Source organism: Cyclobacterium plantarum, assembly GCF_011290685.1.
GTDB lineage: Bacteria > Bacteroidota > Bacteroidia > Cytophagales > Cyclobacteriaceae > Cyclobacterium > Cyclobacterium plantarum.
On the sequence record NZ_JAANYN010000006.1, the window covers coordinates 364,585 to 391,381 of the forward strand.

The 26,797-nt window shown below is 43.9% G+C and carries 20 protein-coding genes; 12 read left to right on the plus strand and 8 right to left on the minus strand.

Features of this window, described 5'->3' with window-relative positions; genetic code table 11:
* The first annotated feature begins 192 nt into the window (after positions 1–192).
* The 5 genes from G9Q97_RS15895 (at position 193) to G9Q97_RS15915 (ending at position 7,506) form a co-directional block, all read left to right on the plus strand.
* Positions 193–2,151 (plus strand): DUF1592 domain-containing protein, encoded by a 1,959-nt coding sequence (locus G9Q97_RS15895; protein ID WP_222852007.1) that lies wholly within the window; start codon positions 193–195, stop codon positions 2,149–2,151.
* Between the two features lie 81 nt (positions 2,152–2,232).
* The gene (locus G9Q97_RS15900) at positions 2,233–3,618 is read left to right on the plus strand and encodes a DUF1552 domain-containing protein (protein WP_166148517.1); all 1,386 of its coding nucleotides are present in this window, start codon (positions 2,233–2,235) and stop codon (positions 3,616–3,618) included.
* A 69-nt stretch (positions 3,619–3,687) separates the two neighbouring features.
* Positions 3,688–5,184 carry a c-type cytochrome domain-containing protein gene (locus G9Q97_RS15905; protein ID WP_166148518.1) on the plus strand — a complete coding sequence of 499 codons (1,497 nt, stop codon included), beginning with the start codon at positions 3,688–3,690 and terminating at the stop codon, positions 5,182–5,184.
* Between the two features lie 90 nt (positions 5,185–5,274).
* Positions 5,275–6,699 (plus strand): PhoPQ-activated pathogenicity-related family protein, encoded by a 1,425-nt coding sequence (locus G9Q97_RS15910; RefSeq protein WP_166148520.1) that lies wholly within the window; start codon positions 5,275–5,277, stop codon positions 6,697–6,699.
* Positions 6,700–6,999: 300 nt separating this feature from the next.
* A complete protein-coding gene (locus G9Q97_RS15915) occupies positions 7,000–7,506 on the plus strand; it encodes a SixA phosphatase family protein (RefSeq protein WP_317168769.1) in 507 nt (168 codons plus the stop codon).
* Here G9Q97_RS15915 and G9Q97_RS15920 read toward each other — a convergent pair.
* The 6 genes from G9Q97_RS15920 to G9Q97_RS15945 form a co-directional block, all read right to left on the minus strand.
* Positions 7,493–8,224: an SDR family NAD(P)-dependent oxidoreductase gene (locus G9Q97_RS15920; protein ID WP_166148522.1), complete on the minus strand. Its 732-nt coding sequence runs from the start codon at positions 8,222–8,224 to the stop codon at positions 7,493–7,495. The two genes, G9Q97_RS15915 and G9Q97_RS15920, sit on opposite strands and share 14 nt — an antisense overlap.
* A 25-nt stretch (positions 8,225–8,249) precedes the next feature.
* Positions 8,250–9,614: an MATE family efflux transporter gene (locus G9Q97_RS15925; protein WP_166148523.1), complete on the minus strand. Its 1,365-nt coding sequence runs from the start codon at positions 9,612–9,614 to the stop codon at positions 8,250–8,252.
* A 10-nt stretch (positions 9,615–9,624) separates the two neighbouring features.
* Entirely contained in the window at positions 9,625–10,167 is a 543-nt protein-coding gene (locus G9Q97_RS15930; RefSeq protein ID WP_166148634.1) for an NUDIX domain-containing protein, read from the minus strand.
* A gap of 60 nt (positions 10,168–10,227) precedes the next feature.
* The gene (locus G9Q97_RS15935; RefSeq protein WP_073095209.1) at positions 10,228–10,710 is read right to left on the minus strand and encodes an Lrp/AsnC family transcriptional regulator; all 483 of its coding nucleotides are present in this window, start codon (positions 10,708–10,710) and stop codon (positions 10,228–10,230) included.
* Positions 10,711–10,920: 210 nt separating this feature from the next.
* Positions 10,921–12,123 (minus strand): tetratricopeptide repeat protein, encoded by a 1,203-nt coding sequence (locus tag G9Q97_RS15940; protein ID WP_394352996.1) that lies wholly within the window; start codon positions 12,121–12,123, stop codon positions 10,921–10,923.
* Positions 12,124–12,323: 200 nt separating this feature from the next.
* Positions 12,324–13,505, minus strand: a complete 1,182-nt coding sequence (locus tag G9Q97_RS15945; RefSeq protein ID WP_166148525.1) for an SAF domain-containing protein — start codon at positions 13,503–13,505, stop codon at positions 12,324–12,326.
* 383 nt (positions 13,506–13,888) lie between these two features.
* Here G9Q97_RS15945 and G9Q97_RS15950 point away from each other — a divergent pair, with 383 nt between their 5' ends.
* On the plus strand, positions 13,889–16,855 hold the full coding sequence (locus tag G9Q97_RS15950; protein WP_166148527.1) for a glycosyltransferase family 117 protein: 2,967 nt from the start codon (positions 13,889–13,891) through the stop codon (positions 16,853–16,855).
* Between the two features lie 124 nt (positions 16,856–16,979).
* Here the strand turns inward: G9Q97_RS15950 and G9Q97_RS15955 are convergent, their stop codons facing one another.
* Complete coding sequence (locus tag G9Q97_RS15955; RefSeq protein ID WP_166148529.1) at positions 16,980–17,759, minus strand: class I SAM-dependent methyltransferase; 780 nt, start codon at positions 17,757–17,759, stop codon at positions 16,980–16,982.
* Positions 17,760–17,834: 75 nt separating this feature from the next.
* On the opposite strand from G9Q97_RS15955, the gene G9Q97_RS15960 reads away from it, so the two are divergent.
* The 3 genes from G9Q97_RS15960 to G9Q97_RS15970 are packed head-to-tail and all read left to right on the plus strand — an operon-like array spanning position 17,835 to position 21,175.
* Positions 17,835–19,058: a GWxTD domain-containing protein gene (locus G9Q97_RS15960; protein WP_246255722.1), complete on the plus strand. Its 1,224-nt coding sequence runs from the start codon at positions 17,835–17,837 to the stop codon at positions 19,056–19,058.
* On the plus strand, positions 19,031–19,813 hold the full coding sequence (gene rlmB, locus G9Q97_RS15965; protein ID WP_166148533.1) for a 23S rRNA (guanosine(2251)-2'-O)-methyltransferase RlmB: 783 nt from the start codon (positions 19,031–19,033) through the stop codon (positions 19,811–19,813). The genes G9Q97_RS15960 and rlmB overlap by 28 nt, the downstream gene beginning before the upstream one ends.
* A 12-nt stretch (positions 19,814–19,825) precedes the next feature.
* Positions 19,826–21,175 (plus strand): DNA recombination protein RmuC, encoded by a 1,350-nt coding sequence (locus G9Q97_RS15970; protein WP_166148534.1) that lies wholly within the window; start codon positions 19,826–19,828, stop codon positions 21,173–21,175.
* On the opposite strand, the gene G9Q97_RS15975 is transcribed toward G9Q97_RS15970, so the two are convergent.
* Complete coding sequence (locus G9Q97_RS15975) at positions 21,172–21,816, minus strand: SprT family zinc-dependent metalloprotease (protein ID WP_166148536.1); 645 nt, start codon at positions 21,814–21,816, stop codon at positions 21,172–21,174. The genes G9Q97_RS15970 and G9Q97_RS15975 overlap by 4 nt on opposite strands.
* Before the next feature lie 274 nt (positions 21,817–22,090).
* On the opposite strand from G9Q97_RS15975, the gene G9Q97_RS15980 reads away from it, so the two are divergent.
* The 3 genes from G9Q97_RS15980 to G9Q97_RS15990 are packed head-to-tail and all read left to right on the plus strand — an operon-like array spanning position 22,091 to position 26,761.
* The gene (locus tag G9Q97_RS15980) at positions 22,091–23,872 is read left to right on the plus strand and encodes an FAD-dependent oxidoreductase (RefSeq protein WP_166148538.1); all 1,782 of its coding nucleotides are present in this window, start codon (positions 22,091–22,093) and stop codon (positions 23,870–23,872) included.
* Positions 23,873–23,874: 2 nt separating this feature from the next.
* Positions 23,875–25,734 carry a 2-oxoacid:acceptor oxidoreductase subunit alpha gene (locus G9Q97_RS15985; RefSeq protein ID WP_166148636.1) on the plus strand — a complete coding sequence of 620 codons (1,860 nt, stop codon included), beginning with the start codon at positions 23,875–23,877 and terminating at the stop codon, positions 25,732–25,734.
* A complete protein-coding gene (locus G9Q97_RS15990) occupies positions 25,709–26,761 on the plus strand; it encodes a 2-oxoacid:ferredoxin oxidoreductase subunit beta (RefSeq protein WP_166148539.1) in 1,053 nt (350 codons plus the stop codon). The genes G9Q97_RS15985 and G9Q97_RS15990 overlap by 26 nt, the downstream gene beginning before the upstream one ends.
* Positions 26,762–26,797: the final 36 nt, after the last annotated feature.

Genomic DNA, 26,797 nt, shown 5'->3' on the forward strand with positions numbered 1-26,797 from the left:
ATCACCCTCACTGATAAAAAATAAGATGAATATTAAAAGGAAACCCTGAGGGTTTCCTTTTTTTTGTTCTCTGAATTAGTGATTTTTGAAGGAATTGCTACCTTCTATCAAAATAGTATTGGAAAAATAAGAGATTTTCTTTTACTTTCATTTTATCTGATAGCAAATAGCCAAATAACCTATATCTCTGCGATGAAATCTTATATTTTCCTCGTTTTATCTATTTTTTTACTTCATTCCAGCATGGCCCAGGAAACCCTGGATTATGCTACGGAAATCATTCCTGTACTCAGAAAACACTGCTATAACTGTCACAATGTGGGCAATGCCAAGGGAGGTGTGAATCTGGAAAGATACGAGGAAGAGGGCAGAATCATAAAGGAAGGGCAACTCTGGCTTAAGGTAGTGGACATGGTAAAAACCAAAGAAATGCCCCCTTCCAACAAACCCTCGCTGGATGAAACTGATTACCATGTATTGGTAGATGGCATCAATGGCATTTTGGTTAAATCCCTGGAAAAGAAAACACCCGGTAAGGTGATCATCCGAAGATTAAGCCATTCAGAATACCAATATACCATCCTTGATCTTACTGGTATATCCTATGATGCCAACGGCAGGTTTCCTGCAGATGGTTCAGGCGGGGGCGGATTTGACAATCAGGGAGGATCATTGTTTTTTACTCCTTTAAAAATGGAAAGGTATTACGATGCAGCAGAAGAAATCGTATCCAATCTTTTGGAAGAACCGAAAAAATGGCAAAAACTGGTACCTGTACGCTATCGCCAAAGCCTATGGCAACGCTTTCTCAACTGGTTAATGCCCAAATTATACGCAGACTTTGAACTTGTAAATACACCGGAAAAAGCAGCAGAAAAGGTGATCTTTCCCTTTGCCGGCAAAGCCTTCAGAAGATTAATAAAAGTGGATGAAAAAGAAAATTTTATCAGCCTCTTCAAAAAAGTTTATCAAACCATGCCCGGAGAGCCAGACCCACAAAGATTTAACCGTTCCGTGGCAGAGGTCTTTAAAGCCATTCTAATTTCACCTTCCTTTCTTTACAAAATGGAAGAAGAACCCGTGGTCAATGAGCCTGTCCCCCTGAGTGATTTTGAACTGGCCAACAGACTTTCTTTTTTTCTATGGTGTAGCATGCCGGACGACGAATTGTTTCAGCTTGCGGTTCAGGGAAAACTACAGGAGCCCGAAGTGCTGGAAAACCAGGTCCGCAGAATGCTGGATGATCCTAAGTCGATCCGATTTGCTGAATCCTTTGTCAGCCAATGGCTTGGGATCAACAAGTTAAAAGATCCCAACGCCCCATTGGCAGAACTGGCCCGGTTTCCTCAATTTACCCAATCCATAAGAGAAGCCATGTTTAAGGAAACAACATCCTTTTTTCACCATGTGCTAACCGAAAGAAAAAATTTTCTGGACCTGATATCCAGCGACTATGCTTTCCTGAATGAAGAATTAGCTGAATATTATGATATTGAGGGCGTACAGGGAAATGATTTTCGCAAAGTAGCCCTTAGCAACACCAACAGGGGTGGATTTTTGGGCATGGGCAGTGTTCATTCCGTCACCTCATTACCTACCCGTACCAGCCCGGTACTCAGAGGCAAATGGGTATTGGAAGAAATTCTGGGGACTTCACCTCCGCCTCCCCCACCCGATGTAGCAGAATTGCCTGAGGATGAGGGGCTGCACGAAGACCTGGGCTTAAAGGCGCTTCTGGAGCAGCACCGCTCTGATCCGGCATGCCAGTCCTGCCATGAAAAAATGGATCCCCTGGGTCTTGGACTGGAAAACTTTGACGCAGATGGCAAATGGAGAGACAGTTATGGCAATACGCCTATCGATCCCTCTGGAGTATTGGCTAGCGGGGAAACCTTTGAGGGACCCGCTGAACTAAAAAGCCTTTTGTTGAAGGAAAAGGAACAATTTGCCAGAAATATTTCCAAAAAATCACTTTCGTTTGCCATTGGACGGGGCATAACTTTCACCGATGAAATGGCAGTCAGAGACTTGTCCGCTGTACTGATGGAGAATGACTTTAACCCGGATTCATTTATAACCGAATTGGTAAAAAGTTATCCCTTTCGGATGAAAATCAAAGATTTTCAGAAAAAAGTCAATGAAATAGATTAAATTACTTGATAATCATCGATTTACTTGATATAAAATAGCTTATTAACCTATACAGGCAATACGAGAAAAAACACAACACCCATGAGTAAAAAGTGGCAAATATCGAGAAGAAAAATGTTAAAGGGTGTGGGTGCAGCCATTGCACTTCCTTTTATGGAGGCCATGGCTTCACCCCTTAGCCTGAACACCTACAGAAACGACGGTTTTCCAGTCCGATCTGCTTTCATGTTCATGCCCAATGGGGTTCATCCTGGTCGCTGGACACCTGAGGGAATAGGTAGAAACTTCCAGCTTTCCCCTACCCTTTCTCCCCTGAATCATTTGAAAGACGATATTTTGGTTTTGGGTCAGTTGATGAATAAGAATGCCATCTTCCAGGGGGCTGATGGGCATTACGCCAAAACCGCAAACTTACTCACCTGCATGTCCATTCAAAAAACAGCAGGAGATAACATCAATAGTGGGGGAATCTCCGTTGATCAGCTGATTGCCAATCACTATAAAAATGAAACCCTTTTTCCTTCCCTGGAATATGGTTTGGACCGCATTAAAACAGGAGTAGACATCAATGTGGGATTTACCCGCCTGTATGCCAGTAGCATCTCCTGGAAAAATGCCACCACACCCCTATCCAAAGAAATTGATCCCAGGCTGGCTTTTGACAGGCTTTTCAAATCCTTTGTACCGGGAAACAATAACCAAGAAAATCCCCATAAAAGCAGTATTCTGGATGCAGTAATGACTGATGCCAAAAGCCTGAAAAACAATCTGGGGCGCTCAGATCAGGATAAACTGGAAGAATACCTTGAATCCATCAGGTCTATAGAAAAAAGAATCAACAACCAGTCAAACATTAAGGATTTTGCGGGTAATATTACTCCTGACATTAAAAAGGAACTGGTCCGCGTGAATCAGAATATTGATGAATACGTGGAGGTCTATGCAGGGGTAGATGTCACGGAAAAAACCAGGTTGATGTTTGATATCATGGCCCTGGCACTCTGGAGCGATGCCAGCAGGGTGGCAACCTTTATGTTCGGTAATTCAGTAAGCAACAGGAACTTTTCCTTTCTGGAAGGAGTAAATGGTGCGCATCATTCCATATCACACCACATGAACCATCCTGAGAAAATGGAACAATATGACCGGATAACCAAATGGCACCTGGAGCAATATGCTTACTTCCTGAACAAATTGAAATCCATTAAAGAAGGAAATGGTACCCTGCTTGATAATTCACTGGTCATGTTTGCCTCTGGATTAAGGGATGGGAACCGGCACTCTCCCCGGGATTTGCCCATTATTGTTGGTGGTCGTGGTGGAGGGAAAATAAAATCCGGTCAAAATCTGATTTTCGAAGAAAATACCCCACTGGCAAACCTGTACACTACCTGGATGCAGGCAACAGGTATAGAAATGGAACATTTTGCCGATAGTACCGGAATATTACATCCCATTATCAGCTAATTTTTTCCCTTCATCAATATAATTCAATATCAATTTTCAGGAAATGCAGTTCCTGGTACCTGGAATTTTATGGACAAACAAAATTACCCCCATACACAGCAAAATAATGCTTTATTTGAAAGGAAAAGATTGCCACTTCTGCTCCTGCCCCTTGTTTTTTACCTGATTTTATTGCTCTTGCCATTCGATACAGCAACTCAAAACCCCTTAATGGTATTTTTGGGAAGATTCCATCCACTGATGTTGCATTTTCCCATCGTGTTGATCCTCCTTACCACTGCCTTTGTCCTGTTGGGAAAATTTAATCCTAATTTTAATAAACCAGTGATCATCAGGTCCTTGTTGGGAAGCTCGGTACTGTTCACCTTGGTAGCGATCATGGCAGGATACCTGCTTTTTATTTCCGATGCCTACACAGGATCCCTTGCAAAAAATCATTTTTATGGTGCCCTGATCACCGGTGGAGGCATCACTGTCAGTTTTCTTTTTTATGAATGGATGCATGCCAAAGAAAAACCCATTGGATTTGTCTTTTTTATCTTTTTGGCTTTGACCAATTTTGCATTGGCTTATACCAGTCATATGGGCGGGTCCCTGACGCACGGGGCAGATTATCTTTCCGAACCTCTGGTAAGCCTGCTACCCTCCAAAATAGAACAAAAAAACCCGGAGGACATGCTCTTATACGATGATATAGTGGCCACTGTATTGGAAACCAAATGCGCCTCTTGCCACAATGAAAACAAAACCAAAGGAGATTTGCTCCTTAACAGCCATGGTGCCTTGCTGGAAGCTGGAAAAAGTGAGAAGAAGGCCGTAGTCCCCGGAAAACCAGATGCCAGTGAACTAATGGTCAGGGTTAAGCTTCCCGAAGGTCATGAGGACCGCATGCCGCCAGAGGGCAAACCAGGATTAACCGAGAACGAACGCGCAGTGATTTCTTTTTGGATAGCAAACGGGGCTTCACAGGAATTCAGGAAGGAAGAGGTGAAAGATACCAGCATCCTGGCCAGGCTGGAGGAAATGATGCCTGATATCTACCAGGCCCAATTTAAAATACTGAAAGACAAGGCGGAATTTGAAGCGGCACAAAAAGAATTGGAAGCCATCGCTTCCAAACTAGGCGTGACTGTATCACCGGATAAAAAGATGAATGAAAAATTTTTTGATATGAAAATGAAATTTCCTCCTCCACCTTTTGGAACGGAGGAATTACAGGAATTTTCTCCCTATTTTCCATTCTTTTCCCGCATTTCTCTGGCTTCCAGTAATGTTAAGGACGATGACTTGTTTTTTTTGGCCAAAATGACCGAATTGCGGGAGTTGGTACTACAAAAAACTGCTGTCACAGGGGATGGTTTGCCTTATTTAAAGGATTTGCCTCATTTGGAGGTATTGAACCTCTCTTTCACACCATTGGAAGATGCCCATCTGCTCCACCTCCTGGCCTTTAAAAGTCTGAAAAAGGTGTATTTGTTTGGTACCCCGGTAAAAAACGAACTTATAGACGCCTTTCAAAAACACCGGCCGGAGGTAGCTGTGATTTTGGAAGAAGGGCCCAATTAATAATGGCCCGTTTGTCATTTATTGGGTAATATTAGGGTAAAATTATAAATCATGCTTAGGAACCACGCTATTTTCACTAACACAGGATTAATGTTTTCTTATATCCTGTCGATTATTTTATTTTCTCATTGTCAACCAAACAAAACCCTTGAAACCAATGTAGCAGAGGTTAAGGGCCTGGATCTGCTCAAAGCTTATGTTATGGAAGATCAAGATGCCTATAACTATGAGCTGGCCTACAAATCCAAAGGAGACAATTATTCTTATTATGTCCTTAAAATGGTTTCACAGGAATGGTTGACTGAAGCTGAGGTAGACTCTACCACCTGGTGGCACTGGGTATCCTTTGTAATTCCAGATAGCTTGAAGTTTGACACCTCCTTACTGATGATTACCGGGGGGAGTAACCAATCGAAATTGCCTGAAAAGGCCGATGACCTTATATTACAAGCTGCCCTTGCTACAGGATCTCCGGCCATTAAAGTTCACAACATTCCCTATCAGCCGGTCCGGTATGTAGGAGATACCCTTGAAAAAAGAACTGAAGACGGTCTGATTGCTTATGGTTGGAGAGAATTTATGGAAAGGGGTGCTTCAGACGATGCGGCTATCTGGTTGGCCAGATTTCCCATGACCAAGGCCGTGGTATCGGCCATGGATGCCGTGGTGGATTTTACCAGCAAAGAACTGGGCCTTAGTTTGGACAAATATGTAGTGGCTGGTGGATCCAAAAGAGGCTGGACCACCTGGACTACCGCAGCGGTGGATGACAGGGTGGTGGGCATGGCTCCCCTGGTTATTGACATGTTGAATTTGACTCCTTCATTCAAGCACCATTGGCAAACTTATGGGTTCTGGGCACCAGCGGTGGATGATTACACGGAAGAAGGTATTTTTAATTGGATAGACAGCCGGGAATTTGAACGCCTCACCGAAATTGTAGAACCATTTAATTTCCTTGATGAATATGCTGAAATCCCCAAATTGCTCATCAATGCCTCGGGAGATCAATTTTTCCTTCCTGATAGCTGGAAGTTTTATTGGGACGATTTGCCGGGAGAAAAACACCTGGCTTACATTCCCAATACTGGTCACTCTCTGGATAAAACAGATGCAGCACAGGTACTGCTTGGGTTTTATAGCCATATCATTGCCGGTCAGGAGCGGCCCGAGTACCAATGGGAAATATCAGATGAAGCAATCTCCCTGGAGATTGACCCTGAAAATCCACCGGTGGCCATCAAACTTTGGACGGCTACCAACGAATCGGAAAGGGATTTCAGGATAGATGTGCTCGGTCCTGCCTGGACGGCAAGCAATATTCCTATAGCTCCTAACGGTAGTTACAATATTCCCATCCAATCTCCTGCAAAGGGTTGGCGGGGACATTTTGTCGAATTGACCTATGCCGGCAATGCTCCCTTGAAATTTACAAGTGGCATCAAGGTCCTTCCGGAAAGCTACCCCCATGAACCCTTTGTACCCGATGTTCCCAAAGGAAATCCAATAGAATAAAGTTTAATCTTCGAGTGTAAAGGCCAGGTAGTAATCCCCTGAAGGAGTTCCCATTTTGCCACCTCCCGCTGCAATAACCACATACTGTCACCATCAACAGCATAAACTGCGGGTGTGGCATAGCCTCCGGCAGGCAATTTGTACTTCCACAATTCCTCCCCGGTATCGTTATCAACCAGTAAGCCGCTTTGCGTATTTTCAAAATATTCATTTAAATTAGGTCAATTGTTCCAGACAAATATATCAAATTTGACAAAAGCAGCATTGCAATAGGAGGCATGAAGTATTAAACAGCCAATAATGATGAAAAAACTACTGATTTGCAGGCACGCCAAATCCTCCTGGGTGCAAGCCTGGTTAACTGACCACGACCGGCCATTGGCCAAAAGAGGATTGAAGGATGCTCCCCTCATGGCCAAAAGGTTAAAAGCGAACCACATTTTTCCTGGAAAAATTACTTCTTCTGATGCCTCAAGAGCATTACAGACAGCAAAAATATACCTGGAAGTTTTTAGCAAGGAGGATGTGATTTTTGAACAGACACCGGAACTCTATCATGCCTCTGTAAAAGACATCCTGCAGGTGATCCACAAGACTTCGGAACAGGTAAACAGCCTGTTTATTTTTGGCCATAATCCCGGCTTTACAGATTTGATCAACCATTTGGGGGAATCGCTTGATAACCTGCCCACTGCGGCAATTTTTGGGTTCACCTTTTCTACCGATCGCTGGGAGCAAATATCCCGGAAAAACGCCTCCTTCTGGCTATATGATTTTCCAAAAAACAAATCCACTAAAAATTCCTGACGTCTTGCAAAACTCCGGAAAATTCCGAATGATTTGCTATCAGGTAGACTACTTTTTTTGCAATAGCTTCAGGTGTACTCAGTGCTCCCTCAGATTTAAAAGTTTTGAATTTTGAAAGGCTGCTAAAGCTTTCCTCTGGTGCTGAGCGTATGGTTTCCTGCATGGGGGTATCGATTATTCCGGGGGAGAGCGCAAACAAACGAAATCCCCTGTTCTTCAAATCGGACTCCTGCTGGGCAACTGCAGTCATTTGATTGAGCGCAGCTTTTGAAGCGCTGTACCCGGACCATCCATCGGTTACTTTACCCGCTGCACCTGAACTGACATTGATGATCATTTTTTCACCTGGATGATGATCATATTTTTTCATGAAAGCATTCATCAGCAAGGCAGGTGCAATTACGTTTACCTGATAGATATCCCTTATGGACTTAGGGGCAAGATATCCTGTATGGGCGATTTCCCCGATCCATCCGGCATTATTGATCAAAACAACCTTTTTGAATGGGCCCTCAGGAAGCATTTCATCCATTTTTTCTATGAGTTGATTTGTATTTCCCAGGTCAAGGCTTATTCCGGTAAAATTTGCTACGGATTTCAGGTGGGATCTGGCGATCCCGATCACCAGGTTATTTTTATCGACTTTTAACAAATCGCTCAGGGCTTTTCCCAGCCCTTTACTTGCTCCTGTTATGATATAGCAGTTGTTGTAATCCATGGTTTCTCTTTTTTTTGCCGGCTATTTAAACAGCCGTTCTTTTTTGTGATTGTCGATACAAACGCAAACTTAAGGCATGAAATCGATAAATCAACATGAAGGCCGTCAAGGTTAAGCCGATCAATAGCCCTGTCCAAATCCCTATTTCCTTCCAGCCCAGGCCGAAGGCAAGGAAATACCCCAAAGGAAGACCAATTACCCAATAAGCGACCAGGGTAACCAGAGTGGGGACTTTGACATCCGACAGCCCTCTCAACGCACCTAAACCTACCACCTGAACACCATCTGATAGCTGGAAAAAAGCGGCAATGACCAATAAACTGGCTGCCATTTCCACCACCTCTGCATCATTGATATACAGCAGGGGCAAATGGTTTCTTGTCAATAAAAACACTACTGCAAAAGACAACATAAAAACAGCCACCATGACAAAAATAGAAAATCCCACCTCCCTCAATTTTGAAATATCCCTTTTGCCCAGTTGGTTGCCCACCCTTACCATGGCGGCAGCAGACAAGCCTGAGGCCATCATGTAACTGATAGAAGCAAGGTTAATGGCAATTTGATGGGCAGCGAGGGCATTGACACCTATCCAACCCATCATGATTGCTGCCGTGCTGAAGGCACCGACTTCAAATACAAATTGTAAGCCGGTGGGAATTCCTATCTGCAACATTTTTTTTAAGATCGGGAACCTGATATTTTTTAAACTAAAGGTACCAAGCAGTTTCCGATACCTTTTGGAACGGGTTACATACAAATAAATGGCCCAAGCCATTAAAACCCTGGAAATCAATGTTGCCCAGCCCGCTCCGTTCAGTCCCAACTCAGGAAATCCCCAATTGCCATAAATCAATAACCAGTTCAGGCCAATATTCAGCAAGTTAAAGATTACTGTAATGTACATGGCCTGTTTGGTCTGGGAAAGCCCTTCAATAAATTGCTTGTATGTCTGGAAAAACATGAAGGGAACCAGAGAAAATGTAATGATCAATAAGTAGGGTATGGCCAAAGAGACCACTTCTTCGGGCTGGCTCAACCATTTTAATCCTGGAGAAAGCCCTAGGATCAGCAAAAAAAGAAGCAGGGAAGAAAAGCTATTGATAACAAAGCTATGACTTAACAACCTGCCAATTTTGCCCTTTTTTCCCTCTCCATCAGCAGCCGCCACCATGGGCGTCACTGCCATAGATATACCAATACCGAACATCAGAATCAGAAAAAAGATGCTGTTGGCCAGGGAAGCCGCTGCCAAAGGGGTAGCGCCTAACCTGCCTACCATTACATTATCTGCGACACCTACCATCACCTGTCCCAGCTGGCTTAGCATCACAGGATAAGCCAGGCGGAAAGTAAAATTGAAATCCCCTTTAAATCCTTTAAAATTCATGAATTCAAGACTATCCCTGCTTTAAAATAATTGCCGTTTTTAATATAGCTGCAATACTGATACCATCGGTAATTTGTCCTTTCATAACCATATCCAGTGCCTCAGAGAAAGGTAAACGCCAAATCTTCAGGTCTTCGGTATCATCAAATTCTGTCTCTCCCTGCTGCAGCTCTTCGGCAATAAACACGAAACCCACCTCATCTGTTACCGAATTGGAGGTATGGATTTTCATGATCTCGGTCCATTTATCAGCAATAAGCCCTGTCTCCTCTTTCAATTCTCTTTTGGCACTAAGTAAGGCATCTTCTTCCATGGGACCTCCTCCCATAGGAATCTCCCAGGAATACTCATCTAAAGTATATCGGTATTGCCCCACCAGCCAGGTATGCAAATCCTTATCCAACGGAACGATACCTATGGCCATATTTTTAAAACATACCTTGCCATAGATACCTGACTTCTGCCCAGGTGTGATTACCTGATGTTCCTCAACCCTTATCCAGGGGTTATCGTACACCTTCTTTTCCGAAATTTTTGTCCAGGGATTTATCATCATAAAAAAAAGGGTGACATCAAGCCACCCTTCAACCAAATTGAAATGAATTAATGTAATTTATGCCGGAATTGGCAATACTTTGCTGTCTTTAAAAGTAGAAAGAATAACCATTGATTGCATGGAGTCCACTTCTTTGATTTCGCTGACCTTCTCCAACATCAGTTTCTGATAGGAATTGATATCTTTGGAAATGATTTTCAGAATAAAATCACCTGTTCCCGTGATGTGATGACATTCAATCACTTCAGGAATCTGGTCGATTTCTTTCATGAATGCATCGATGTTGGACTTGTTGTGACCTATCAGGCCCACCAGTACAAAGGTACTTACACCCAGACCTATTTTTTCAGGATCCAATTTAGCGTGATAGCTTTTAATAATGCCTGACTGCTCTAGCTTTTTCACTCTCTCGAGGGTTGGAGCAGGTGACAAACCTATATCTTTTGAAAGCTGTGCATTTGTTATTTTTGCATTCGCTTGAAGGATTTCTAAAATTTTACGGTCGATTTTGTCAAATTTCACTTTTATGCTATTATCCATATTGTAAAGAATTTACCGAATTATATGTGGTACAAAGGTAATCCAATTTATATTTATTTTAAAGACATTTACGAAAAAAACGCAAGCGCGGACGAAATATTGTTATTAAATTGTCAAATTAATTAAAATAATTACTCTTACTGTTTTGTCATTTCTGAGAAAAGATAAACTTCCTCTCGAATAAGCTTATCAATAACAGTTTAGTACCTTTCAAAGTTTATTCTTTTTTAAAAATGATCTGGCTTCTTTGTGTGCGGGATGATTTCTTTTGGCATTCCTTTTTACAGCGTCAAAATACTGCCTGGCTTCGGTGCGATTACCCTGACCCAGATTAATTTTCCCCAGCTGAACGAGTGCAAATAAGTAATAGCCGCTTTCCTGAGATTCAAGTTCATTTCCAAAAGTCACCGTTTGCCCATAATGCTTCTTGGCGGCTTCATACTGCCCCATTTTGTCAAAATACTGGGCGGCAAAAAAGGAGGCATACCTGCCACTATTGGCTTCATATCCGGTCCAACCATTTTCAATTCGTTTAAGGATTTCCAATGAAACCTCCATCGCTTCCTTTCCCCTACCCACAGCATACAACTGCCTGGCAAAAAACCGATGGAAATATGGATTGTTGGGATACTTTTCATGCAAGTAAGCAGTTATTTCCAATGCCTTAAAAGGTTGTTTTTCTTCTGAAGCGTACAAGCGGAAAAGAAAATATTGAGCTTCCACCCTGGCATAAAAAGAATTTTCTGCCACTTCTTGCAATTGCTTTAAGCCGAGGTCCTGATCTCCTTTTGGAAAAAGCAACATCACCGGCCTGAGCAATGGATAATTTTCCGGTATCCAAACCGAAAAATAGTTGAACAATGCGTCTCCCAACAATAATTCCGGATTCAACTCCTCTTCCCCCCTGCTCAACTCCAAATATTTTAGGGCATTTTTACCAGCAAAAGTGGCACTGGTCCAATTTCTTCTTTCACTATGCAGGCGACCTTGGAAACCATATGCCCCAGCCAGAAAAAAAGCCGCCTCTTTATTGCCCGGTTCGCGATCCAAAATCGCTTCCGCTTTCTCAATCGTCAGCTCCATATAACGCAAAAAAATCGCGTCATGTGATTCATTCTCGGTGGCAACGGCAATTTTCCACCATTGGCTTAGCCCCATCAAAAAGTAAGGCAGTGGATGATCGGGATAAGTATACCGCATTACCTCAAAGCCCCGCTCTGCATTCTCAAAATCAAAATTGTACATGCTGTTGACAGCATCGGTAATCCGAAATTGTAGCCCCTTGTCCAACAACAAATATTCGCTTTCACGCTCTCCAATTTGTGTTATGGCCTCCATTTGAGCTTGAAGGGATATGTTGGGCAAAACAAATGCCGCAAAGATAAATAAATAACCTATTGTCCTCTTTTTCAATTCCAGATATTTTCAAGTCAAAAATATTCCACGAAAATCAAAACAATAATGTTTTATAATTAATTTCGATTGGGATGGAAAATTTATTTTTTTACCCTTTTGCCTTTAATGAAAAAACAGACCCATTAGACCAAAACTACATCAAATGCAATCCTGGCCAATGGATCTGTAAACAGCAATAAGATAAAAAAATTAACAGCTTACCTTCTTACCGACACCTTCTTCAAGGATAGGTCTGCTAATGTGCTTTTCCAGGCAGTCAATGCCAGGGAATCCGGAACATGGATATCATCAAAAGTAATCAATTCGCCTTGTTCAATATTTCTTTTCAACTCAACATTACTGAACAAACCTATGGGAACATGATCAATGGCATCCTCAATTTTCAAGGCCTCTCCCCTAACTTCCATGCCACCAATGCCTTTATCAATAACGGAGCCTTTGGATAAATCTTTTTTTGCAATGGCTCCTACACTTACCGAGGGCACTTTACCATTGTCCAACAATATTTCACCATGGTTTACCAGATTTAATATGCTGTTGGGGATTTCAAAAAAACAAAGGTGCATGGGCTTGTACAATAAGTAAAAAGGTCCATTTCCCATTTTGTAAGTTTGAAGTTCTGCTGCCAGGTCCTCCTGGTGGGTGGCTGAAATAAATACACCGGGAGGAGATTCTCTGGAAATGATATAATCACTGATTACTTTGTCTTCATTGCGGGCAATTTCAGCCAGTGCAAAAGCCCCTTTTTCGAAATCAGAGGTTTCATACCCCACCAAACCCTGCTGTACGATATCAAGTCCAAGACCATTGGCAATCAACGCTTGTTCTATTTGTAATTTGGTGCCGTCTGTGAATGAAGTAACCGAACTCAGGCTATAACCCTGCTTCTGTCCCCAGAACAACATGTCCTCCAAGGATGGGTTTTTGTTTAGAAAACCCTTGATATTACCATAAACCAAAGGATCAAAGCCCATTTGGAGGATTTCCTTATTCAAAGCGGCCAAACAACCTGGTTGATCTCCGTTCGCCTCAGTAATTACGCCTCTTTTCGACAACCAGGATCCGGTAACCACCTGGGTATCCGCATCCATTGTCACCACGGGTAATCCATACTCAAAGGCACTATTGATTACCTTGGTGGAGTAAATGGCGTCTCCGGTACTTACTACTATTAAATCCGAGGACTCAAATAACCTTTCTTGCTCAGTGGTCAAATAATCCTGGCTTACCCCCAAATCATCAATCTTGCCTTTCCTTCTGGTTAGAATTTTTGAAATGACCATGTCTTGCCTCCTGGCAATCAATTTTGCCAGCCCTCTGCCAATGCCACCGGTACCTGCTATACCGATTCTTAGTTTTTTGCCGTTTTGTGATTTCATATTAAAAATTGTTTTGCTGTTTTTTATGACGATGTAAAGATAGGTAAAAAAATCTAAAAACCATTTTATTGTATTTAAAATACATAAAAAATATTTTAAAACATTAATTTTTGGAACACTACGGAATAGGCCGGAATCTTGTATTTCCCATATTATTAAAGCCTGATAAGATATTTAATTCTAGTTTAAATCTGCAATTGGTTCATTTTAAAAATTATATTTTGCAAGAATATTATTAAAAAAAAATAAATTAAAATCTAACCAACAGGTAAAACCATGGAATAAGGGATCAAAACCAGACATCATCCTACTTAAAAATAGTTAATTCATCCATAATTCCTGATAATTTTTTTAATTTCGTTTTTCAAAAACAATCCGATCACATGCCAAAATATGCCAGGTTGAACAATATATTCGGTTGGACCGCCTTTTTAATTGCGTTCATCACCTATTTACTCACCATAGAGGAAACCGCCAGCTTCTGGGATCCTGGGGAATTTATTGCAGTAGCTTATAAACTACAGGTTCCGCACCCTCCCGGAGCTCCTTTCTTTTTGTTGATTTACCGGATGTTCAGTTTTTTTTCCTTTGGGGATAATCTGGCCATTGCCTATTGGATGAATGTGGGGAGTGCTTTATTTTCGGCTTTTACCATATTATTTCTTTTCTGGACCATTACTCTCCTGGGCAGGAAATTGTTTTCCTTAGGCAAGGAGGAAGCTACAAAGGAACAAACCTATCAGCTGATGGGAGCCGGCCTGATAGGAGCTCTGGCCTATACTTTTACGGATAGTTTTTGGTTTTCTGCAGTTGAGGCAGAAGTGTATGCCATGTCATCCTTTTTTACAGCCATTGTTATTTGGGCATTTCTGAAGTGGGATGTCATCAAAGATCCACGGGCAGAAAATCAATACATGATTTTCATTGCCTATCTGGTGGGTTTGTCCATAGGTGTACACCTTTTAAACCTGGTTACGCTACCAGCACTGGCATTGGTTGTTTATTTTAAAAAATACAAAAACCACAACCTAAAAGGGGGGATTTTTGCTTTTGTGTTGGGAGGCATTGCGCTGGTGATCATCAACAATATTATCATCCCAGGGCTCCCAAGCATCGCAGGAACCATGGAAATATTCTTTGTCAACAGCCTGGGGCTTCCTTTCGGTGCAGGCATAGTATGTTTTTCCATATTATTTCTTGGCGGTCTGGTTTATGCCCTTGTTTATGCACACAAACAAAGAAAGGTAATCATGAGTACCGTTTTGATATGCCTTACTTTTATCCTTATCGGTTATGGCTCCTATGCACTAATTGTTATCCGTGCCAATGCAGAACCAGTCATCAATGAAAATGACCCCAAAGACATTATCAGCTTTGTCAGCTACCTTAAAAGAGAACAATACGGATACCGCCCCTTGCTGCATGGCCAATACTTCACTGCTGAAGTGATCGACCAGGTAGAAGGAGCTCCGGTCTATGCCAAAGGAGAAGAAAAGTACGAAGTAGTGGATTACCAATTGGAAAACATCTATGATCCTGAAAAAACCACCATACTCCCCAGAATTTATTCTACCCAGGCCAGACACGTTCAGATCTATCAATCAAAGCTTGGCCTTCGGGAAGGGGAAGATCCCACATTTTTCGACAATATTTACTTTATGCTTGATCATCAGCTGGGGCACATGTATTGGCGGTATTTTATGTGGAATTTCAGCGGTCGGGAAAGCGATTTCAGTGATGCGCCTTTTTTAAGTATCTGGACCAGCATCAGCACAGATTTCCCCGAATACATTAAAAACAACAAAGGCCATAACAATTACTTCATGCTCCCCTTGCTTTTAGGCATGATAGGGATGTTTTTTCAAGCCAAACATGATCCTAAATCATTCTGGTTGACTTTAATGCTTTTCTTAATGATGGGGGTAGTGCTGGTACTATACCTGAATTCCCCTCCAGTCGAACCCCGTGAAAGGGATTATATATATGTGGGTTCTTTTTATGCATTTGCCATCTGGATTGGCTTCAGTGTTTTGGCCATAAGCAGGCAGTTGGCCCGGTTAAAAAAAGACCTGGTAATGGCAGGTTTGTATGCCACATTAATTACCATACCTGTACCCTTGTTAATGGCAAGCGAAAATTGGAATGACCACGACAGGTCAGATCGCTTTTTTTCGGTAGATGCGGCCCGGAATTTCCTGGCATCCTGTGCACCCAATGCCATTTTGTTTACCGGAGGTGATAACGACACCTTTCCATTGTGGTACGTTCAGGAAGTGGAAGGTTTCCGTACAGATGTTCGGGTGATCGTATTGAGTTATTTTGATACGGATTGGTATGTGAAGCAAATGACAAGACCGGTCAATGAATCGGCTGCACTGGATTTCACACTACAGTACAATAACTTCAAAAAAGGCACCAACGACGTCTTGTACATCACCGACAGGCTCGACAACTTGCCGCTGCCAGATTACCTCCAATTGCTAAAAAGCGACAGTGAACTCCTTAAATTATCTTCCAGCAGGTCTGGTAGCATCAATACCGTCCCGTCAAGGACGCTCTCCATGTCAATTGACCAGGAAAAAATCGAGAACCTGGACATTGTTCCGGAACAGTTCAGGGATTTAAGGATCCCTGATATCAATATCAGGCTTAAGGGAAATTATGTAACCAAAGGCAATTTGATGCTTCTGGACCTGATAGCTACCAATAACTGGGAACGGCCGATTTATTTCAACAACACTTCATTGGCTACAATCGGTTTTGATATCAGTGACCACGTGGTGATGGAAGGCCTTACTTACCGCCTGTTGCCCATACAAAAACCTGATAACCAGGAGGAATTGATCAATACAGACCTGGCCTATACCAATGTCACTGAAAAATTTGCCTTCAGGGGAATGAATGACCCGGACAATTACTTTGATGACGAGTTCAGAAGGTTTACTTCCAATCACAGAAGTGTATTAAACAGCATTACCATTGCGCTGTTGGATGAGGGGGATTTGCAAAGGGCCGAGGACATCATGCGTCTTAGCCTGGAAAAATTCCCACATGGGGCCATCCCCTATGATCTGGCAAGTGGACAAGCCGTTCCGCTGCTCCTTGAATTGGGTATGGAAGAAGAAGCCATGCATATTATCGATGAAATGTCCTCCCGATCTGTAGAAATGCTGGATTTTTACCAGGAAACAGGGCGCGCGATGGACAGGGAGGCTTCCATTTCAATGCAAATGCTTCGCTACTTCATTCCCCTATTAAGGGAACAAGGATTTGAAGAAAAGGCGAATCAATTGCAACAGGAATATGAAAGATTGTTTGGCTCTATGGACCAAAGAATGCAAAGAAGGTAAAAGCCAACCTACAAGTAAGGCCCCTGATAGCATGCAGGCAGAATAAAAGTGAAAAAATTAAAAAATGTGATTTTGCCCATGCTGTGCGTTCAATAGGGTACAGCATGGGCCAAACTTGTCCTTTTTACGCTTTCTTGTGCAGCAAATAAAAGAGGTCTAATGCCTCGGTGGGATCATCCAAAAACAGGTAGTCTGCATGAAATATTTCCTCCACGGCTTTTCCCTGCTTTTCGTGCAGCTTGTTGCGGTTAAAGCGGTTTAAAATTTCATAGGGGATTTTCAATAGACCGGCAGGAAGGCGGTACTGCAAATTAAGGAAATCCCATTTGGTTATTCTTTCTACTGAAAGTTTATTGGCCCTATGGTATTCCCAAACCTTTTCATTGCCTCCAATTCCTTTGGTCTCGACCTTGTCAAATACCTTCAAACACAATTCCTGAAGTTGATCTGGGGTATACTCCCTGATGTGCCAGGGATTCCTGGAAAGAGAAAATCGAATATTAGGGGTAGAAATCAGGGCAAATCCTCCCGGTTTCAGTACCCTGTAGATTTCCTGTAAGTACAACAAGTCATCGGGGATGTGTTCAATCACCTGAAAGCTGACCACTACATCAAAAGTGTTGTCTTTCAAGCCAGGCATGGGTGGCAAAACGGCCTGCTCAAAGACAAAGTCAGGGTGCTTGACTTTCAGTATCTCCAGGATATCGCCAATTTTATCCATTCCATGGTAATGATTGACCAGGGGACCCAATACCTCCACCCCCCTTCCTTCACCACATCCAATCTCCAATAAATCACCGAAAACATAATCTTTAGCGACAATGTAGGCCTTCAATAGGCGTTGATGAATAGGGTTATCACTGATCAACTTATCGGAAGTAATTTCCGTTGTATAGGTAGCCATTTAAAATTTTATTATTTTCAACAAAATTAAGGTTAATTTTTAAAACCAACTATGGAAACAATAAAGTCATTGCACATGAAAAAAATAATTGGTTGCCTGGCCGTCCTATGCTTTTTGTCGCTGTCGGTTCATGCACAAAACAATCTGCAAAGCATTAACCAAAACCTGAGGTACTCCAGATATTCTCGGATCTCCCTCAAAGTGATCCCTATAAAAACGGCCGAAAGAACCTTTACCCTTCAAATGGTGGTAGAAAAAATCGAAGAGGATCCTGATTTTGACAATTATCTTTTCAGCTACACCATAGTTAATAGCTTCCAGAAAACCATTGCAGATGAGCAAGTGATTGCCCTTGACAGGGACTTGCTGAAAGCCGATACTGACAGACATTTCTATTTTGAAGAAACCGTGGAAATCCCTGCAGATCAGGAAGAGGCTTATGTGATCTTCAGGGCATTGGATAGCAGGCAGCAGGATGAATATGTCTATCATGCGGACCTCATCAGCCCATTTGTACCAGAACAACCAGGTTTTGGTGCTTATTATGGCAACGACATTCCCTTTGATCAGAATTTTTTAAATGTGGAAGAATCCCTTTTATTTAAAAGTGAGCAAGGGGTAAACTTATACCGATACTATTACCCCCGGGAATTTCCTCTCCCCCTACCCCCAATGGAAACCAACACACCGGATATCCCAAGGGAGACCGAGGTGGTGGATGAGGGAAGTTTCCTGGTGAATGTGCCCGTTCCATTTGAAAAATCGGGATATTATTACATACAGGCAGACACCAGTTCAACCACAGGACTGATGATTAAAACTGCCAGCCAGACTTTCCCCAGGGTCTCGACCTGGGAGGAAATGATCCAAATGGTGACCTATATTTCTACCCGTAAGGAACACGAAACCTTGCTTGCCGCAGAAAATAAAAAAACCGCGTTGGATGAATATTGGATCAGAATGACCCGGGATGAGGAAACAGCAAAAACCCTGATAAAAGAATATTTCAGGCAAGTGGAGTTTGCCAATATTCTCTTTACAGATTTCAAGGAAGGCTGGGCCACAGACCGTGGAATGGTTTATATTATCATGGGGCCCCCGCAGGAGGTTTATTTTGATAAGGACAAAGAAACCTGGGTTTACCAGTCACAAGACTCAAATTCAAAAATTACTTTTACCTTTGCCCGCATAAAAAATATTTTAACCCCCAATTATTACACATTGAACCGATCAAGGGCCTACCAGCCGATTTGGTTCAAAAACATTACAGCATGGAGAAACGGAAGGATGGTTTTCTGATCGACAGAGAAGACAACCAAAAAGATTACTTGTTTGGCATCAGGCCTATAATGGAGGCTTTTAATGCGGATCAGCAAATCGATAAGATTTTAGTGAACAAGGAATTGAAAGGGGATCTGTTAAAGGAACTACTGGCAACCGCCAGAGAGAAAAAAATCCCTGTGACCAAAGTACCGGAAAGCAAGCTGAACCGCATTACCCGTAAAAACCACCAGGGAGTGGTGGCGTATATTTCAGCAATTGCCTATGCTTCCCTGGACAATGTGGTGGATGGCTGTTATTCCAGAGGCGTAGCTCCGCTCATACTGATGCTGGACAGGGTGACTGATGTCCGAAATTTTGGAGCCATCGCCAGGACAGCTGAAGTAGCAGGTGTTCATGCCATTGTGATCCCGGAAAAAAGCAGTGCACAGATCAATTCCGATGCCGTAAAAACTTCTGCTGGTGCATTGAATTTTTTACCGGTAAGCAGGGAAAAAAACTTGTATTACGCCTTGAAAGACCTGAAAAAATCAGGCCTCAATGTAGTGGGTGTAACCGAAAAAACAGAGCGGAATATGTATGCAGCAGACCTGACCTTACCTACGGTGTTGGTGGTGGGCTCAGAAGAAGACGGCATATCCGAGGAACTGATGGAACTCTGTGACGAATTTGTAAAGATCCCGGTATTGGGGAAAATAGAAAGTCTTAATGTATCGGTAGCTACCGGCATTGTTATCTATGAGGCCATAAGGCAGAGAAGTGAGACTGCCTAAATAAATTTGCTTATGGGAATAGAAACTGTAGCCCTGATCTTTACGGCAATGGCGCTGGCAGGAATGGCATTCTTTAGCTATAGCAACTTTCAAAAAAAGGAGACGCTTCAGGAAAAGATCAGGGATCTGACCATGGAAAGGAACGGCCTGCAAGAAAGCAGGCAGTTACTCAGCGATAACCTGAACCGCCAATTAGATTTGTATCAGACCCAGACAGCAACCATCAAGGCGTTGGAGGGAGATAAATACGAGTTGGCCCTGGATAAAAACAAGCTGGAATCCAAATTGCACTATCTGGGTGAAAAGCTGGCTTTTCAGGAGCAGGAACTGGAAAAGATGGGGAAGAAGTTTCAACAGGAATTTGAACTTCTGGCCAACAAAATTCTGGAGGAGAAATCCCTGAAATTCTCCCTGCAAAACCAGGAAAACATAGGAAGGATTCTGGACCCGCTGGGAAAGGACCTCGAGGCTTTTAAAAAACAGGTACAGGAAACCTATTCCATGGAATCCAAGGAGCGCTTTTCACTGGAAAGAAAAGTAAAGGAGCTGGCCGAACTCAACCAACAGATCAGCCAGGAAGCAAGAAACCTCACCAATGCACTGAAGGGCAACGCCAAAATCAGGGGCAACTGGGGGGAAGCCATCCTGGAGACCATCCTGCAAAATTCCGGATTGGAAAAAAACAGGCACTACAGTGTACAGGAGTTTTTAAGAGACGATGCCGGCTATCCCTTGCTGGGTCAGGATGGAAAAAAAATGCAACCCGATGTGATCATCCATTATCCGGATAACAAAAAGGTCATCATAGATGCTAAAATTTCACTTCTGGCTTACGAAAAGTACAGCAGTAGCACCGACGAACCCGATCAAAAAGACGCCCTGGAAATGCATCTAAAGGCTATTAAAACCCATATTGACCAACTATCCGGCAAGCAATATGAGGGCTATGCCAAGGCACTGGACTTTGTGATCATGTTTGTGCCCCTGGAGGCAGCTTACATAGTCGCACTGCAGGCAGATGCCCAGCTCTGGGAATATGCCTATAAAAAACGGGTATTGCTGATCAGCAGCAGTAACCTGATCGCGGCCCTTAAAATGATCAAAGACCTGTGGATTCGGGATGATCAATCCAAAAATGCCCTGGAAATTGCAGAAAGAGGAGGTCGCATGTACGATAAGTTTGCCTCCTTTCTGGGAAACCTGGAAGATATTGGCAAACACCTGGAAAAATCACAGGACAGCTACGATGCTGCCATCAAACAACTGAAAACAGGGAAAGGCAACCTGGTCTCCCAGGCTGAAAAACTGAAAAATCTGGGTATCAATGCCCGACAACAAATTTCCGATTCCGGTAAAAATTAAAAAGGAACATCTCCCTCATCGTCCTTTTCTACCACTTCCGCATGCCTGGAAATCAGGTATTTCCTACCCGTTGACAATTCCATACACAGTACCCTGGATCTTTTGGTCTCCAGCTTTTCAAAAATCCTGGACCTCAAGCCAAACTGAGCACCTGTCTTCAAATCACCCAATAGCACCCCAGTGTAAGAAGCAGAACGCCTGTCATACTTTTTCAATTCCTTCATCAGAAAGAAATCCGCTCCGGTACTTGCTTTGGGATTATTAAGGTACAGGCGGAGGGGAATCAACACATCCATGGGGAATACATTTTTATGCAGTAATGGGGCCATCAAAAACCGAAAAGAGCGCTTCCATTCCGGCCCATGGGGTTTGACCCCTACACCTTTGAATTGACTAAAAACCCGGTGATGCGCTACCTCATGTACAAAAGTGATCAGAAATTGATAGGGGTTCAAATCGTGATTGATGGTAATCTTTTGGATTTCATGGCCCTTCCTGTACCGAAAATCACCCAATTTGGAAATCCTGGAACGGGTGATTTCAAAGTGAAATGGCTCCTCTTCCCACAGGGCGTAGCAATAGGGAATGGCCTTCTCCGGAACCCGGTTTTCCAGCATTTTATTCCAATCAGCTTTGTTCATCGTATAACAATTGACCGGTCAAAAATAGCTTTTAAAAATGGATCGGTAAATGTCCTTTCCTAAAAAAATCGGGATTTTGTAGCTGCAATACCTGGCACCAGAGCTAACAGGTTTAAAAAACAGGGGGCTGGCCTAAACCAAGCTCAAGTGAACAATTGAAACCACAAAGAAAAATTATTTAGACAATCGTTTGCATAGATAACTTTATTTTGTAACATTATTCTGCAATAGCAATTACCGCCCAAATAGGAAGGGCAAAAAAACCCAAAATGCCATGAAACCTACAGATACCCGCAATCCGGAGTATTACCACAAAGTAGTGGACTGCCAATACGCCTGTCCTGCCCATACTCCTGTACCAGAGTACATCCGCAAAATCGCTGCAGAAAAATACACCGAAGCCTACATGATCAATTGGGAATCCAATGTATTCCCGGGGATTTTGGGCAGGACCTGTGACCGGCCATGTGAACCAGCCTGTCGCAGAGGCCGGGTGGAAGAGGAGCCCGTAGCCATCTGCAGGCTAAAAAGGGTGGCAGCAGACAACAAGGGAGATGTACAGTCCCTGATGCCTCAGGGACCATTCAGCCCCAATGGTAAAAAAATAGCCCTGATAGGGGGAGGTCCGGCTTCTCTTTCTGTAGCTCGGGATCTTGCTCCGCTTGGTTATGAAATTCACCTCTTTGATGAGCAAATCGCCGGAGGAGGCATGATGCGCAGTCAGATACCTGCCTTTCGCCTTCCCGAAGAAGTATTGAATGAAGAAGTAGGATATATATTGAATCTGGGCATTCATACCCAGTTCATGACGTACGTTGAAAGTCTGAAAGAAGTGCTGGAAAAAGATTATGATGCTATTTTTGTAGGCACAGGTGCTCCCCGAGGCCGGGATTTGCCAAAGTTGCCGGGAAGAAAGGAAGCAGATGCGCACATTCATATCGGAATAGAATGGCTGGCAGGAGTAGCCTTCGAGCACATCGACAAAATCGGCAAAAAGGTCATTGTTTTAGGAGGAGGTAACACCGCCATGGATTGTTGCCGAACTTCCAGGAGACTGGGTGGAGAAAGTGTCAAAGTGGTGGTCAGGAGCCCATTTAAGGACATGAAGGCTTCCCCCTGGGAAAAGGAGGATGCCATGCACGAGGACATTGAAATTTTTGATAACCATGTCCCTTTGAGTTTTGAAGTGGAAAACGGAAAACTCACCGGCATGAAATTTCAACGTGTAAAAGCTGTTTATGATGATGCCGGTAAAAGAAAATTGCTTCCTACCGGAGAACCTGACGTGTTCATAGAGGCAGATGAGGTCTTGATCGCCATTGGTCAGGAAAACAGCTTCCCCTGGATAGAAAGGGATTTGGGATTGAAATTTGATGAATGGAACATGCCAGAAGTGGACAAAGTAACCTTCCAATCCACCCATCCCAAGGTTTTTTTCGGAGGTGATGCAGCCTTTGGTCCGGAAAATGTAATTACCGCTGTGGCCCATGGGCACCAGGCTGCAGTGTCCATACATTTGTTTTGTCAGGGAAAGGACATTACCAAAAGACCCGCTCCCTATACCAAACTTTTCAGCACCAAGATGGGCATCCACGAATGGAGCTACGACAGCCCGGTGACCATAGACCAGCGCTACCTGGTGCCACAGGCAGAAAAATCTGTCACCTTGCTGGACCGGAGAAAAGAAGTAGAACTGGGCTTTGATCTGCCCACCGGCTATAAGGAAGCCCAACGTTGTCTGAATTGTGATGTACAGACGGATTTTACGGCTGATCGCTGCATCGAATGCGATGCTTGCATGGACATTTGCCCCACTTCCTGCATTACTTTCACCACCAACGAAGAAGATGAGGATCAGCTGAGACAAAAATTATTGGTGCCTGCTACGGATAAAACCCAGGATATCCTGGTTTCGGAAAACTTAAAAACCGGCCGTGTGATGGTCAAAGATGAAGATGTTTGCCTGCACTGCGGGCTTTGTGCTGAGCGTTGCCCCACTTCTGCCTGGGACATGCAGCAATTTTTCTACAGTGTAACCAAAGCAGAAAACATATGAGCATGCCACAAGCCATTTCCAGGCCCAGGGCCCGGATAAACAATTTTGTCGCCCGTTTTGCCAATGTCAATGGCACCGGTTCGGCCAGTGCAAATTTTCTTTTCGCCAAAGCCATCTTCAGGATGGGGATTCCCGTAACACCCAAAAACATTTTCCCTTCAAACATACAGGGTTTGCCCACCTGGTATGAGGTGAGGGTAAGCGAAAAAGGGTATCTGGGCCGTAGGGAAGGCATTGACCTTCTTGTGGCCGTCAACGCCCAAAGCATGAAACAGGATATAGAAAGTGTGCGGAAAGGCGGCTACCTGGTATACGACAGCACCAAAAAACTTTCACCCGACCTGATACGTGAGGACATTCACTACCTGGGAATCCCGATGATGGAACTGGCCAATGAAAACTTTAGCAATCCCAGGCAGCGGCAATTGTTCAAAAATATCATCTATGTAGGTGCCCTTTCCGTGCTGCTTCAAATTGAATTTGAGGTATTGGAAAACCTGCTCAAAGAACAATTTGCGGGAAAGGAAAAACTAATCGCCCCCAATATCACTGCGATCAAACTGGGTATGGATTACGTCAGGGAGCATTTTGACTACCCCCTGGATTTTTACCTGGAAAGAAGGGACCTGGTCAGGGATAAGATCATGGTGGACGGCAACACGGCCTGTGGCCTGGGTGCAGTTTATGGAGGTGCTACGGTGATGGCCTGGTATCCCATCACACCTTCTACCTCGGTAGCAGAGGCCTACGAAAAATTTGCTTCCCAGTACCGTCTTGATCACCAAACCGGAAAGCACCATTATGCTGTGGTACAGGCAGAAGATGAACTTGCAGCTATGGGAATGGTCATCGGGGCCAACTGGAACGGTGCCAGGGCACTTACCGCTACCAGCGGACCGGGTGTTTCGCTGATGAACGAATTCATAGGACTGGCCTATTTTGCGGAAGTACCGGCAGTATTGATAGATGTGCAGCGGGCAGGACCCAGCACAGGCATGCCGACACGAACCCAGCAATCGGACATCACACTGGCAGCCTATGCTTCCCATGGTGATACCAAACATCCCTTGGTGTTTCCGGCTTCTCCGGAGGAATGTTTCCGGATGACCGCTGATTGTTTTGACCTGGCCGACCGGCTGCAAACACCGGTCATTCTGATGACCGATCTGGATCTGGGCATGAACGACCACATGAGTGAGCCCTTCCAATGGGATGAAAACCGAAAATACGACCGCGGTAAAGTCCTGAATAAGGAAGAACTGGAAGACATGGGCCGTTATGGACGTTACCTGGACACTGAAGGGGACGGTATCCCCTACCGAACCTACCCCGGTACACATCCCTCCAAAGGGGCTTTTACTACCAGGGGAACATCCCGGGATGAATATGCAGTCTATACCGAGGACAGTGCGGCTTACAAACGCAACATGGAGCGGCTGCAAACCAAATGGGAAACTGCCAAAAAAATCGTTCCTGCCCCCAGCCTATATCAGGAAAGCAACCAAAGTGAAATCGGCATGCTCTTTTTCGGTACTTCTACCTACTCTTCAGAGGAAGCAAAAGACATCCTGGAAGAAAAAGAAATCCAGTTGGATGCCATCCGCATCAAAGCTTTTCCATTTGGAACTGAAACCGAAGCCTTTATCCGCTCCCACAAATTGGTATTCATCATCGAACAAAACAGGGACGGGCAGCTTCGCAGCCTGATCATCAATGAGATGCAAATGAACCCGAAAAAACTGGTTTCTGTGCTGAATTACGATGGCATGCCCATCACCGCCGATAACATTGCCCTGCAGATTTCCGATTATTTAAAGCAAAAAAACGCTGTGCCCCATGACTTATCTGAAACCCTTATTTAGACACCCGAAACTGCCCAAAAACAAACTGGGGTACACCCTAAAGGAATATGAGGGCACCATTTCCACCCTTTGTGCGGGTTGTGGTCACGACAGCATCAGTGCCACCATCGTGCAGGCCTGCTTTGAGTTATCCATAGAACCCCATCTGGTAGCCAAAATTTCCGGCATTGGCTGCTCTTCCAAAACACCGGCTTATTTTCTGGGCAATTCCCATGGCTTCAATTCCGTACACGGACGCATGCCATCGGTAGCCACCGGTGCCAACCTGGCCAATAAAAACATGGTCTATTTCGGTGTTTCCGGAGATGGAGACACGGCATCCATCGGTATGGGACAGTTTGTCCATGTCATCCGCAAAAACCTGAACATGGTATATATCGTCATGAACAACGGATGTTACGGCCTCACCAAAGGACAGGACTCTGCCACAGCGGATGTGGGCTCGGCCAGCAAATCCGGACACATCAATCCCTTTCAGCCGGTAGATCTGGCCAGCCTTGCCGTAGAGTTGGGCGCCACCTTTGTCGCACAGAGTTTCAGTGGTGACAAACAACAACTGGTACCCCTGATCAAAGCAGCCATACAGCACAAGGGGCTGGCCTTTATCAATGTGATGTCTCCTTGTGTGACCTTTAACAACAACCCCGGCTCCACCAAATCCTACGATTATGTGCGTGAACACATGCAGGCAACGGGTACCCTGGATTTTGTTCCCGAAAGGGAAGCCATCAAAGCAGAATATGCAGCAGGTACAGATACAGCAGTTTCATTGCACGACGGCACGGTAATGCGACTGCACAAGCTGGCCCCTGAATGGAACCCGGAAGACCGGCTTTCGGCTGTGAATGCCATGCAGCAGGCCCGTGCAAAAAATGAAATATTGACCGGTCTGCTGTACATCAATACTGAGTTTGGTGACCTGCACGATATCCTGAACACTTCGGACGGGGCATTCAATACTTTAGGAGAGAAAGCCCTGTGCCCGGGTGAGGAGCAACTACAGGCCATCAATGCCAGCCTTCGCTGAAAGATCAGGAAAGCCTGGTCTTGTACGCCGGAGGAA

Excerpts from the sequence above, each read along its gene's own strand:
- G9Q97_RS15900 (WP_166148517.1), top strand. The coding sequence starts at position 2,233 with ATGAGTAAAAAGTGGCAAATATCGAGAAGAAAAATGTTAAAGGGTGTG.
- G9Q97_RS15925 (WP_166148523.1), bottom strand. The coding sequence starts at position 9,614 with ATGAATTTTAAAGGATTTAAAGGGGATTTCAATTTTACTTTCCGCCTG.
- G9Q97_RS15920 (WP_166148522.1), bottom strand. The coding sequence starts at position 8,224 with ATGGATTACAACAACTGCTATATCATAACAGGAGCAAGTAAAGGGCTG.
- G9Q97_RS15905 (WP_166148518.1), top strand. The coding sequence starts at position 3,688 with ATGGACAAACAAAATTACCCCCATACACAGCAAAATAATGCTTTATTT.
- G9Q97_RS15980 (WP_166148538.1), top strand. The coding sequence starts at position 22,091 with ATGAAACCTACAGATACCCGCAATCCGGAGTATTACCACAAAGTAGTG.
- G9Q97_RS15910 (WP_166148520.1), top strand. The coding sequence starts at position 5,275 with ATGTTTTCTTATATCCTGTCGATTATTTTATTTTCTCATTGTCAACCA.
- G9Q97_RS15930 (WP_166148634.1), bottom strand. The coding sequence starts at position 10,167 with ATGATAAATCCCTGGACAAAAATTTCGGAAAAGAAGGTGTACGATAAC.
- G9Q97_RS15975 (WP_166148536.1), bottom strand. The coding sequence starts at position 21,816 with ATGAACAAAGCTGATTGGAATAAAATGCTGGAAAACCGGGTTCCGGAG.
- rlmB (WP_166148533.1), top strand. The coding sequence starts at position 19,031 with ATGGAGAAACGGAAGGATGGTTTTCTGATCGACAGAGAAGACAACCAA.
- G9Q97_RS15895 (WP_222852007.1), top strand. The coding sequence starts at position 193 with ATGAAATCTTATATTTTCCTCGTTTTATCTATTTTTTTACTTCATTCC.
- G9Q97_RS15945 (WP_166148525.1), bottom strand. The coding sequence starts at position 13,505 with ATGAAATCACAAAACGGCAAAAAACTAAGAATCGGTATAGCAGGTACC.
- G9Q97_RS15915 (WP_317168769.1), top strand. The coding sequence starts at position 7,000 with ATGATGAAAAAACTACTGATTTGCAGGCACGCCAAATCCTCCTGGGTG.
- G9Q97_RS15950 (WP_166148527.1), top strand. The coding sequence starts at position 13,889 with ATGCCAAAATATGCCAGGTTGAACAATATATTCGGTTGGACCGCCTTT.
- G9Q97_RS15985 (WP_166148636.1), top strand. The coding sequence starts at position 23,875 with ATGCCACAAGCCATTTCCAGGCCCAGGGCCCGGATAAACAATTTTGTC.
- G9Q97_RS15970 (WP_166148534.1), top strand. The coding sequence starts at position 19,826 with ATGGGAATAGAAACTGTAGCCCTGATCTTTACGGCAATGGCGCTGGCA.
- G9Q97_RS15955 (WP_166148529.1), bottom strand. The coding sequence starts at position 17,759 with ATGGCTACCTATACAACGGAAATTACTTCCGATAAGTTGATCAGTGAT.
- G9Q97_RS15960 (WP_246255722.1), top strand. The coding sequence starts at position 17,835 with ATGAAAAAAATAATTGGTTGCCTGGCCGTCCTATGCTTTTTGTCGCTG.
- G9Q97_RS15935 (WP_073095209.1), bottom strand. The coding sequence starts at position 10,710 with ATGGATAATAGCATAAAAGTGAAATTTGACAAAATCGACCGTAAAATT.
- G9Q97_RS15990 (WP_166148539.1), top strand. The coding sequence starts at position 25,709 with ATGACTTATCTGAAACCCTTATTTAGACACCCGAAACTGCCCAAAAAC.